The sequence below is a fragment of the Evtepia gabavorous genome (genome assembly GCF_003425665.1).
Classification (GTDB): Bacteria; Bacillota; Clostridia; order Oscillospirales; family Oscillospiraceae; genus Evtepia; species Evtepia gabavorous.
The window spans coordinates 1-10498 of sequence record NZ_QQRQ01000040.1 but is presented as its reverse complement, the minus strand read 5'-3'; the positions used below and the strand labels follow the sequence as shown (position 1 = coordinate 10498).

The 10498-nt window shown below is 61.9% G+C and carries 10 protein-coding genes and 1 pseudogene; 1 reads left to right on the top strand and 10 read right to left on the bottom strand.

Annotation, left to right across the window (positions count from 1 at the left end; all coding sequences use genetic code 11):
* Nucleotides 1-1661: chromosome segregation SMC family protein (locus DV520_RS11650; protein ID WP_148881886.1), on the bottom strand; the 1661-nt coding region annotated here is incomplete at its 3' end.
* A gap of 234 nt (nt 1662-1895) precedes the next feature.
* Complete coding sequence (locus DV520_RS12200; RefSeq protein WP_333818508.1) at nt 1896-2219, bottom strand: DUF6773 family protein; 324 nt, start codon at nt 2217-2219, stop codon at nt 1896-1898.
* Between the two features lie 202 nt (nt 2220-2421).
* On the opposite strand from DV520_RS12200, the gene DV520_RS11640 reads away from it, so the two are divergent.
* Nucleotides 2422-2946, top strand: a complete 525-nt coding sequence (locus DV520_RS11640) for a nitroreductase family protein (RefSeq protein ID WP_021920756.1) — start codon at nt 2422-2424, stop codon at nt 2944-2946.
* Between the two features lie 95 nt (nt 2947-3041).
* On the opposite strand, the gene DV520_RS11635 is transcribed toward DV520_RS11640, so the two are convergent.
* From DV520_RS11635 to DV520_RS12375, 8 genes and pseudogenes are all read right to left on the bottom strand, one after another.
* Nucleotides 3042-3239 carry a helix-turn-helix transcriptional regulator gene (locus DV520_RS11635; RefSeq protein ID WP_021920757.1) on the bottom strand — a complete coding sequence of 66 codons (198 nt, stop codon included), beginning with the start codon at nt 3237-3239 and terminating at the stop codon, nt 3042-3044.
* Nucleotides 3226-3600 (bottom strand): DUF3796 domain-containing protein, encoded by a 375-nt coding sequence (locus DV520_RS11630; RefSeq protein ID WP_117142975.1) that lies wholly within the window; start codon nt 3598-3600, stop codon nt 3226-3228. Before DV520_RS11630 ends, DV520_RS11635 begins: the two co-directional genes overlap by 14 nt.
* A gap of 150 nt (nt 3601-3750) precedes the next feature.
* Nucleotides 3751-6138: a homocysteine S-methyltransferase family protein gene (locus DV520_RS11625; protein ID WP_117142974.1), complete on the bottom strand. Its 2388-nt coding sequence runs from the start codon at nt 6136-6138 to the stop codon at nt 3751-3753.
* Nucleotides 6135-6779 (bottom strand): hypothetical protein, encoded by a 645-nt coding sequence (locus DV520_RS11620; protein WP_117142973.1) that lies wholly within the window; start codon nt 6777-6779, stop codon nt 6135-6137. Before DV520_RS11620 ends, DV520_RS11625 begins: the two co-directional genes overlap by 4 nt.
* Nucleotides 6776-7645 carry a methylenetetrahydrofolate reductase gene (locus DV520_RS11615; RefSeq protein WP_117142972.1) on the bottom strand — a complete coding sequence of 290 codons (870 nt, stop codon included), beginning with the start codon at nt 7643-7645 and terminating at the stop codon, nt 6776-6778. Before DV520_RS11615 ends, DV520_RS11620 begins: the two co-directional genes overlap by 4 nt.
* Nucleotides 7646-7657: 12 nt before the next feature.
* Nucleotides 7658-9217 (bottom strand): O-antigen ligase family protein, encoded by a 1560-nt coding sequence (locus DV520_RS11610; RefSeq protein WP_117142971.1) that lies wholly within the window; start codon nt 9215-9217, stop codon nt 7658-7660.
* Between the two features lie 30 nt (nt 9218-9247).
* Nucleotides 9248-9739, bottom strand: coding sequence for a hypothetical protein (locus DV520_RS11605; protein ID WP_117142970.1), 492 nt, complete (start codon nt 9737-9739; stop codon nt 9248-9250).
* 126 nt (nt 9740-9865) lie between these two features.
* Nucleotides 9866-10498: pseudogene (locus DV520_RS12375) on the bottom strand (glycosyltransferase family 2 protein); the annotation flags it as partial.

Below are 10498 nucleotides of genomic sequence, written 5' to 3'. Positions count from 1 at the left end.
ACGGTCCGCCCCAACAGGGCGTTCACCGCCGGTCGGAGGACCTCCTCACAGGAGACCAGTTCCGCTGCCACCGCCAGATATCCCGGCTCCCTCTCAAGGCCCTCCTCCCGCAGGACAGCGGGCCGGAGGGCGGTCAGAGGCAGACAGGTGACCCGGCCGCCCTCCCGCTGTTTCACCAGCCGGAGAACCGCCTTGCCCGCCTGCTCATCCTCTACCAGCAGGTTCTGCATGGCCCCGCCCAAGGCAGTCTCCAGGGCCACGGTATCCCGGGGTGAGACACGAAAGAGCTCACCCACCGGGCCGAAGACCCCCCGGAGATTCCCCCGGCGGACCTCCTCCATGGCGGTTTTGACCCCTTTTCCATAGCCCTCATAGTGCTGGGCCATCTCCTCCAGGAGCTTGGCCCGGGAGCCCAAGGTGTGCTCCTGCATCCGCAGGGCCATCCATGCCTCCTCCGCCTCCCGTTCCCGGCGCCGGCACTCTGCCAGTTCCTCCCGGTCCCGGCGAAGGGCCGCCTGCCAAGCCGAGTCTGCCTGGCGAAGCTGTTCCCGGGTATCCTCCAAGTCCTTCCGCACCGCCTCCATCCGCGTTTGCAGGGCGTCCTCCTGCGCCCGCAGCTGGGTCAGCTGGGCCTGCTGACGGGCCAGGTCGGCCTCCAGGGCCTGCCGGCGGCTCTGCTGCTGCGCCAGGTCTGCCTGGGTCCGCTGGGCCCCGGCTTCATTGGCCCGCACCCGGTCCCGGAGAAGTTCCACCCGCTGACGGTTGTCCCGGAGCTGGGCTTCGTTGTCCTGGAACTGGGCCCGTAGTGCTTCCGCCTGGGCCTGCTGGTCCCGCAGCTGCTGCAAAAGGGTCTCCCCCTTGGCATAGAGCTGATCGGCCTGGACAGAGCAGCTCTCCAGCTCCTGCCGGGCCGTGGCCAAATCCTTTTCCAGGGCCGCACTCTTGGCACGCTGCTGGTCCAGCTGGTCCATCCAAAGGGAGATTTCCAGCACCCGCAGCTCCTCCCGCAGGGCCAAGTAGGTCTGGGCCTGTTCCGCCTGGGCCTGCAGGGGGGTGCGCTGGAGCTCCAATTCCTCCAGTTTGTCCCCAATCCGCAGCAGGTTCTCCTGGGTGCGCTCCAATTTGCGCTGGGTCTCCTCCTTTTGGTGGCGGCAATGGGAGATCCCCGCCGCCTCCTCGAAGATTTCCCGCCGCTGGGTGCTTTTGGCCGAGAGAATCTCATCAATTTTTCCCTGCCCAATGAGGGCATACCCCTCCTGGCCCAGCCCCGTGTCCATGAAAAGTTCATTGACATCCCGCAAGCGGACAGCAGTTCCATTGATGGCGTATTCACTTTCTCCGGACCGATAGTACCGGCGGGTCACCGCCACCTCCTGCCCACCGTCGGGCAGCAGGTCCTGGCACTGCTCCAAGGTGAGGGTCACCTGGGCAAAGCCCTGACGCCTGCGGTCCTGGGCGCCGCCGAAGATCACATCCTCCATCTTACCTCCCCGCAGGGACCGGGCGGACTGCTCCCCCAGCACCCAGCGGATGGCATCGGACAAATTGGACTTGCCGCTGCCGTTGGGCCCCACGATCGCCGTGATGGGATGGGGAAAGGAGAGGAGGGTTTTGTCCGGAAAGGATTTGAACCCTTGCAGTTCCAAGGATTTCAGCCGCAAGGTACTCTCCTCCTTTATAAAATAGCATGATTCATTTTATTATAGCAACTCCCCACGGGTTTTGCAACGGAAAATCTGCTTCCTCCCGGCCCAAGCGGCCGGCAGATTGCAGCGGGTCCATGAAATAATTCGTCGGAATATGCAAAGGGAGCGCCATCCCAACCAGAATGGCTCTCCCTTTTTCTCTTGTTTACGCCATTTTCCCCATGCTTTCCGCCTCACGCGCTCCCTTTCTCAAGGTTCCCTCTCCTCCAGGTTCCGCTCCAGTCTGTGCTGTCCTCTCCTATGGCACCAGCAGAGCAGAAACAGCGCAGCAGAGATCAAAACCAAGGATGAGAGAAAGCTGATGGCCACAGCTGCCAGGAAATGCGGGTCTAAAAGGCCGGTATACTGGGCCCCGTAGTCGGCATAATTTTGGAGCCCGTTTCCCGCAGCCACCACCAGGCTCAACGCAAGGGCCGCCAGGGCCATCCAGCGTCTGCCGCGCCGCGAATCATCCACCAAAGGGTTTCCCAGAAACACGCCGCGTATAATATAAGAATACAAAAAGTCAAACATATATTGCATATAGAACTTTTTACCTTCCATTTTATACTTTTCCAGAGAAAACATTCCTGTCCGCCCGCCCACACTGCTCCAGCGTGGCGCGCTGTGGAACGGGGACTCCCCTTGCAGGCTGCGCCGCAGTATGGTATCATGCAGGCAGGCCCGGCCTGCCCGCTGGTCAGGCTGGAAACGCTCTGTCAATGGAGGCTCTGCCATGGACCTGCTCAACCTGCTTCTCTCCCGCCGGAGCATCCGGCGGTACACCGAATCCCCCATTCCTCAAAGGGCTCTGGAGACCATTTTGGCCGCAGGGCTCCTCTCCCCCTCCAGCCGGGGCCGCCGGCCCTGGGAGTTTGTTGTGGTTCAGAATCCCAAAACGCTGGAAGCCCTGTCTCATTGCCGCCAGGGTTCCGCAGCCATGCTGGCCGGGGCAAAGGCCGCCATTCTGGTCTTTGCCGATCCGGAGAAAACCGACGTCTGGACCGAGGACTGTGCCATTGCCATGAGCAATATGCACCTGATGGCCCACCACCTGGGGTTGGGCAGCTGCTGGATTCAAGGCCGCCTGCGCCAGGCGGAGGACGGTACCTCCACAGAGGCCTTCTGCCGCGCGCTGCTCTCCGTCCCGGCCCGCTACACCTTGGAGGCCATTCTCTCCCTGGGCTTTCCCGCCATTCAGCCGGAGCCCCACAGCCTGGAGGACCTGCCCCGGGAAAAAATTCACTGGGATACCTTCTAATCCCTTTCCCGGTACAGTGCAAAAAAACGTGTGTACCCGCAGTCGCCCCGGTACACACGTTTTTATTTGAACGGCACTGCTTCCCCTGGCAGTCCTCACGCCTCCACTGTAAAAATCTCCTCGATGGTCACCTGAAACACCGCCGCAATCCGCCAGGCCAGCACCAGAGAGGGGTTATAGCGCCCTTTCTCCAGGTTGCCGATGGTTTCCCGCCGGACCCCCACCAGGTCCGCCAGTTCTCCCTGGGTCATGTTGTGTCTGGCCCGGTACTCCTTTATCCTATTCTGGATCATGGACCAGCCCCCAGCTTTCCCGGACGGTATAATAGAGTTCCGCCAGCGCATGGACGATCACCGCCACCGCAAAGCCGCCGGCCAGCCCTGTCAGCAGCGCCCTATGTCCATCCATCCCCTGGAGAAACACCGCTCCCGTCCCCAGAATCCCCGTAGCCGCCATACCAACGTAAAACGCCAAGGCGGCAGACCGGTTCATGTAGTCCTCCACCATCTCGTCATTTTTCCGAAACCAGTGTCCGAAATCCACCGCGAAGGCGAAAAACAGCAAAAAAACCCGCTCCTGGGTCAACACGCCGACAAAGCCCAACAGGGAAAGCAGGCCCAAGCTTCCGTATAGATACCGTCTTCGTCCCTTCATTCTCCGTGCCCTCCTGTTTCATTTTGTGATATATTTTTATCTTTATGCGCTAAATATACCACACTACACTACTTTTGTCAACCTTTGTATACAAAGGACGCCGCCGGAAAACCGGCGGCGTCCTGTCTTTTCTCGGATGCTTCCTCTCTCTTATGTCCCCAGGATCTGCTGGGCATAGTGGACCGACTCCATGGCGTCAGCGGCATAGCAGTCAGCCCCAATGGTGTCGGCATAGTCCTGGGTGATCACGGCGCCGCCCACCACCACCTTGCAGGGCAAATCCGCGGCCCGCAGCTGCCGGATGGTCTCTGCCATGGCCGGGGCAGTGGTGGTCATCAGCGCGGACAGCCCCACCAGGGGAATCTTCTTGGTCCGGGCCGCCTCCACAATGGCCTCCGGTGCCACATCCTTGCCCAGGTCCAGCACCCGGAACCGGTAGCTCTCCAGCAGAACCTTCACAATGTTCTTGCCGATGTCGTGGATATCCCCCTTCACGGTGGCCAGGAGAATCTGGGGGGCTCCGCTGTTCTCTCCAGCGGGGAGGTACTCCTTCAGCACCTGAAAAGCCGCCTTGGCCGCTTCCGCGCTCATGAGAAGCTGGGGCAGGAAGAGAGTTCCCTTCTCAAACCCTTTGCCCACCTCGTCCAGGGCAGGCACCAGTTCCCCATTGATGATGTCCAGAACCGCCTGGCCGCTCTCCGCTAAAACCTTGGCCTGGGCCGCAGCCCCTTCCTTGAGGCCCTTGCATACCGACTGGCGCAGCCCCAAGGTATGGGCCTGCGACACGGGAGCCGGGGAACTGGCGGTCTCCCCCTGGAAGGCCTCCATGTAGGCCTGGCATTGGTCATCCAGCCCCGCCAGGGCCCGATAGGCACGGTAGGCCCCCATCATCGCCTCGCTTTTGGGGTTGATGATGGCCCCATCCAGCCCCTGTTCCAGAGCCATGGTAAAGAAGCTCTGGTTCAGCTGCTCCCGCTTGGGCAGGCCAAAGGAGACATTGGACACCCCCAGGGCAGTCTTGACTCCCAGCTCCTCCTTGGCCCGGCGGAGGGTTTCCAGGGTAACCTTGGCGTTGTCCCCTCCGGCGCTGACCGGCATGGTCAGGCCATCCACCAGCAGCTCGCGCCGGGGAATCCCCATCGCCTCCGCCCGCCGGACAATCTTTTCCGCAATGGCCAGCCGCCCTTGGGCGTCGGCGGGAATGCCCTCGTCATCCAGTGTCAGGCAGACCAGGCCGCCGCCGTACTTCTTCACCAGGGGAAGGATGGTCTCCAGGCTCTCTTCCTTTCCGTTGACAGAATTCACAAGGGGTTTGCCATTGTACCGCCGCAGGGCGGCCTCCATGGCGGCGGGGTTGGAGGTGTCCAGCTGCAGGGGCAGCCCCGTCACCTCCTGGATGGCCTCCACCGTCTGGGTAAGCACCGCCGGCTCATCCAGGCCGGGCAGGCCCACATTGACGTCCAAAATGTGGGCGCCGGCCTCCTCCTGCTGGAAGACCTCCCCCAATACATACCCCATATCCCCCTCCCGCAGGGCGGTTTGGAGTTTTTTCTTTCCGGTGGGATTGATCCGCTCCCCGATGATGACCGGGTCCCGGCCGTCCAGGGCCACCGCCTGACAGTAGGAGGAGATCAGCAGGGTATCCCACTGGGGAATCTCCGGCAGCGGAATGTCCTGGGTGGCCTGGATCAGCGCCCGCAGGTGGTCGGGGGTGGTCCCACAGCACCCCCCCAAAAGGGTGGCCATGGGGGCCAGAGGGCGCATCTGCCGGGCATAGTCGGCAGGGCTCACATCGTACACCGCTTTGCCCCCCTCGCTGCGCGGCAGGCCCGCGTTGGGCTGGAGGAGCAGGGGGGTGGAGGTATCCTCCCACAAGGCCTGAAACACAGGGGCCATCTCCTTGGGGCCCAGACCGCAGTTCAGACCAAAGACATCCACACCCAGCCCCTCCAGCAGCGCCACCGCCGCCCGGGGGGAGCCGCCGGTGAGGAGTTTTCCCGTCTCATCAAAAATCAGGCTGGCCAGAATGGGCAGGTCACAGTTCTCCTTGGCCGCCAGGACCGCCGCCTTCATCTCATACAAGTCACTCATGGTCTCAATGAGAATGCAGTCCGCGCCGGCCTGGGCCGCGGCCCGGACGGTCTCGGCAAACAGCCCCACCGCCGCCTCAAAGTCCAGGTCCCCATAGGGCCGCAGCAGCTTCCCCGAGGGCCCGATATCTGCGCAGACATAGCCGTCCGTCACCCCCGCCTGGTCCATGGCCGCCCGGACGTTGGCCACGGCAGCGGTCATCACCTGGGCCGGGGTCACCCCATAGGGGGCCAGCTTGGGGGCGCTGGTTCCAAAGGTATTGGTGGTAATCAGGCGGCAGCCGGCTTCCAAGTAGGCCCGGTGGACCCCCTGCACCGCCTGGGGATTCTCCATCCCCCACACATCGGGAAGCAGCCCTTCCGGCAGTCCCGCCGCCTGGAGCATACTTCCCATGCCGCCGTCCAGATAGAGGCGGCGCTCCTTCATCGCCTGGAGCAGTGGTTTCATAGGACAACGCCCCTTTCTTCCTCTCCCTCCGGTGCGGACCGGAAGGGACAATCTGTTTTATTGCATCGCATACATTTTTGGCCGCAGGCCTCCTCCGGCCGGTCACTGATGCCCACCAGGGCGGTGATGGATTTCTCCGGCACCAGCATTCCCCCTTCCGTGAGGGTCAGCCCGATCCGCTTGGGGGCCTGGAGCAGGTCCAAAACCCGGTCCTGCGCCGCCAGGCTCCAGTCCCCATACCCCGGACTGAAGGGGGGTGTCAGGAATTCCCCGGCCCCCAGTTGGGGCAGCAGGCCGGCGCAGTAGGCGGCGCACAGGTCATCCAGCCACACCGCGCACACCGCCTGGCCCACCGCCGCCTTGGCCATGGACTGGACACTCCAGCGGCGCAGCAGGCGGTCGGTCTCCGCCCCCAGCGTCACCGCGAACAAAACGCCCTGGGTACAGTGGCGCAGGTGCCAGTCCAAATCCCGGCTCTCCCCGGCAAACAGAGAAAGGGACAGCCGCCTCCCCAGCAGACGGGGGGTCACTGTCCCTTCCAGTTCCCGCTGGCAGTCCCGGGCCCAGGCCGCCGCCTCCGGCCACAGCGGCTTCCCGGCGGCCCCCAGGTAGCGGGCAATCTCTCTCTGGTCCAGTCTCATGTCCGGCCCAGCACCTTCGACAGGTTTTCCGCAATGCCCGCCGCCACATCCGGCTTGTTCATGGTGTAGACATGCACCCCCCGGACCCCATTGGCCACCAGGTCCACCATCTGCTCGGCGGCATAGACAATGCCCGCCTGCTTCATGGCATCCGGTCGTTCCCGGAACTTATCCAGGATCATGCGGAACCGGTTGGGCAGGGTGGTCCCCGACAGGGAGAGAATCCGGGTCATCTGCGCCGCGTTGGTCACCGGCATGATCCCCGCCAGCACCGGCACCGTGATGCCCACCTGCTGGGCCCGGTACAGAAAACTGTACAGGGCGCTGTTGTCGAAAAACATCTGGGTCACCAGAAAATCCACCCCGCAGTCCACCTTTTCCTTCAAGTGGCGCAGGTCCTCCCTCTGACTGGGGCACTCCACATGCCCCTCTGGATAGCAGGCCCCGCCGATGGAAAACCCACCATAGGCCCGAATCTCCTCCACCAGGTCCCGGGCATAGCGGTAATCCCGGGGGGCCGACGGATCATAGCCCTCGGGGTAGTCCCCCCGCAGGGCCAGGATATTCTCAATCCCCGCCTGGCACAGGGCATCCAGCTCATGGTGAATCCGGTCCCGGTCAGAGGAGACACAGGTCAAGTGGGCCAGGGCGGTCACCCCCTGGGCCTGGACAATCTGGGCGATCTTTCCCGTATAGGCGGAGGTACCGCCCCCCGCCCCATAGGTCACGCTCATAAAATCGGGCTTCAGCTGGGCAATCTTTTCCACCGCTGAGGCCACCGAGGCAAAATCACTGTCTTTTTTGGGCGGGAATGCCTCAAAAGACAGGGTCACCTCCTTTTTCTTCCATACATCTTTGAGTTTCACTGGGGTCTCCTTTTACTCAGACACAGGGGCGCTCGTCTCCTCCCCATCCTGCCGGGCCGCCAGGCGGATGCCCGCCAGGGTCAGGGCACAGACGAACCAGAAAATGAGCATCACCCGGGGATAGTTCCAGATATAGTCGGCCAGGCCGCAGACCATGGTTCCCATCAGCGCGGCGGCCCCGCCCAGGATGGTCATACGGACCACCGGGTCACAGGTGGCCCGGGCCACTGCCCGGCAGCCCTTCTTGAAGGTCCACAAAATGCCGCCCACGAAGGAAATGACACCCACCAGCCCCGTCTCACACCAAACCTGCAGATAGATATTATGGCAGTGGACGAAGTGGTCCTTCCCGTGGAAGAGATTCAAATCTCCGATGGCCTGCCGCACCGCGTCAGAGCCCAGGCCGGCGCCCAAGACGGGGCGCTGCTGCAGGAACTCCCCCGCCGCCTGATACAGGGGGAAGCGGCTGTTGGTGGAGGTGTCAGAGGTATTAAATATTGTGAGAATTCGGTTGAATACCGTATCCGGCAAAATGGCCAGAACCACCAGGGCCGCCAGAATCCCGAAGGGGATGAGCTTCCGGTTCCACAGCACCACAAAGACCACCGCCGCGAACGCCAGCCCCACCCAGCTGGCCCGGGAATAGGTCATGGCCATGGCCACGCAGCCCACAGCGGCACTGAAAAAGCCCAGGAAACGGCCCAGCCAGCCCTTGCTGCACAGCATATAAGCGATGGCCACGGGGATCAGCAGAAGCAAAACCTCGGCAAAGGTATTGGGGTTTTCATAAAAGCTCCAGACGCGGCCGGGCATCCCCTTGTTCAGGTTCATGTCCACGTAGGAGGGGTTGACCTCCACCCCCTGAATTCTCTGGTACAGCCCCGCCAGGGACATCACCAGGAGAGCCAGGGAGGAAAAGGCCATGAGCCGGGTCAGATGCCGCCAGGTCTCCACCGTACTGACAATGACCACCACACAGAGCATGCACGTCACGTAGTAGAGCAGAAAGCGGGTGGACAGGGAGGGGTAGGCCGACAGGGGCCAGGCCACCAGGATCATCGCCCCAAAGGCCACAATCCAGGGCCCCAAAAAGGCCAGATCCAGCCGGAAGTTCCGCTTCCGCATGCCCGAGGCCACCGCCAAAAGGAAGCAGAGGAGAAACCCGGCGAAGCTGTACGCGTTGTTCCAGTATTTGAACGGGATCACCATGATCACCAGCATCAGCCAGGCCACCGCCAAGGGGGTCTCCTCCACCACCGCGAACACGATCCGGGCGGCCACACTGTTCTCAAAGGCCTCCCGGCAGGCGCCATACAGCTTCTGCAACAGGATGGTGGGAATACTGAGCAGGAAGGTTAAAATCCGGCACAGGCCGCTGTCCTTCCAGGCCTTGGACAGACAGCCCTCCCGGGTTACAAATTGGATCAGGACACTTCCGGCGCAGGCCCGGCTCCAGGCCTGGGCAATCCCCCGGAGCACCCTGGCCAGCAGACTGTATTCATACCGCGCCCGCAGCCAGAGCCACACCGGGAGCAGCAGGCGTCCGAGCACGCTGCTCTGGACCACTTCCACAGGCAATCACTCCTTTCCTTCATCATGGTATCATTGATTGACATATACGCCATCCCCTGCCGTCTCTTTCTGCTGTTGGGCCTGGGCCACGCTCTCAATATAGCGGACTGTGTTATCCAGAATCACCGGGGTGCAGAAAAAAGCCTGCCCTTCCTCCGGTGGGTATAGTCCACCTTCCACACCGTACTTGGCAAAGGCCGCCACAACGGCGTCGTTTGCCTCTTCGTAGGATACTGGAGAAATCTTTGTCTCCGACCACTGACGAATCGCCTGCAATTCCTCCTCCAGCATCTCTTCGGTACAGTAAAATGGAAAATCGTCAAAGAAACCTGTATAGGTCTCCCAGTAATCCATGGGCTCCTCCCCCAGATGCCGATATTCCGCCTGGGTTTGGGTTTGATATGTCTGGAAAGACACCGGCGATCCCTCATCCAGAATACGGTGGGAGGCCCACTCTCCCAGCAGCACGCAACACAGAGCCGCAGCAACCATGCACAGGGGACCAATCCAAGTTTTTCTCATAGGATAGCTCCTTTCTGATGCGGGTTCTCCCTCCTAAATTTAGGATACCATAGGAAGATACTTTGTCAATCCGCAATCCAGAAAGTCATGGGGGCTTCTCCCCTACCCCCATCTTCACTGATCGGATCACCCTCGGTTTTTCATCCCATACAACAGCGAGAGCAAAAAGAACCGCCGCCGGCGGACCAGGTCAGCCACAATCTGTTTGTTCCGGCCCAGGCCCTGGGGCTGAATGGCCTGAATGGCCCGGGCCATGGCCGGCAGCTGACAGATGCCCCGGATTCTCCGGCGTTTCTCCGCCAGTGAGGCGGCGTTGCTGGCGGCAAACTCATTGCCAATGGCGATCAGCAGCCCCGACCAGTAGGAGTTTTCCCGCCAGAGGGGCATATTTTCCCCCAGGCCCATGCGCTGGGCCAGGTCCTCCTTGGCCTTCATAAAGCCCTGAAAGGTCTGCATATAGTCCGGCAGATACCGCCGGGTGACGGACACGGGATTTTGCAGATATTGGTACACCGGCTGGTCCACCATGGCCAGCTTCCGGGCATAACAGAAATACTCCAGCAGAAAGAGCTCGTCCTCCAGATACGCCCCGGCAAAGGCCATGTTATGCCCTTGAATGATCTCCCGGGAGAACAGAAAACGCCAGACAAACCCATTGAGCACCTCTCCGGGCTTGCCCATGCGCTCTCCCAGCAGGCGGTCCACAATCCCCCTGCGAATCTCCTCCGGGCCGTAGACGCCGGCGGGGAGGGCGCCGGG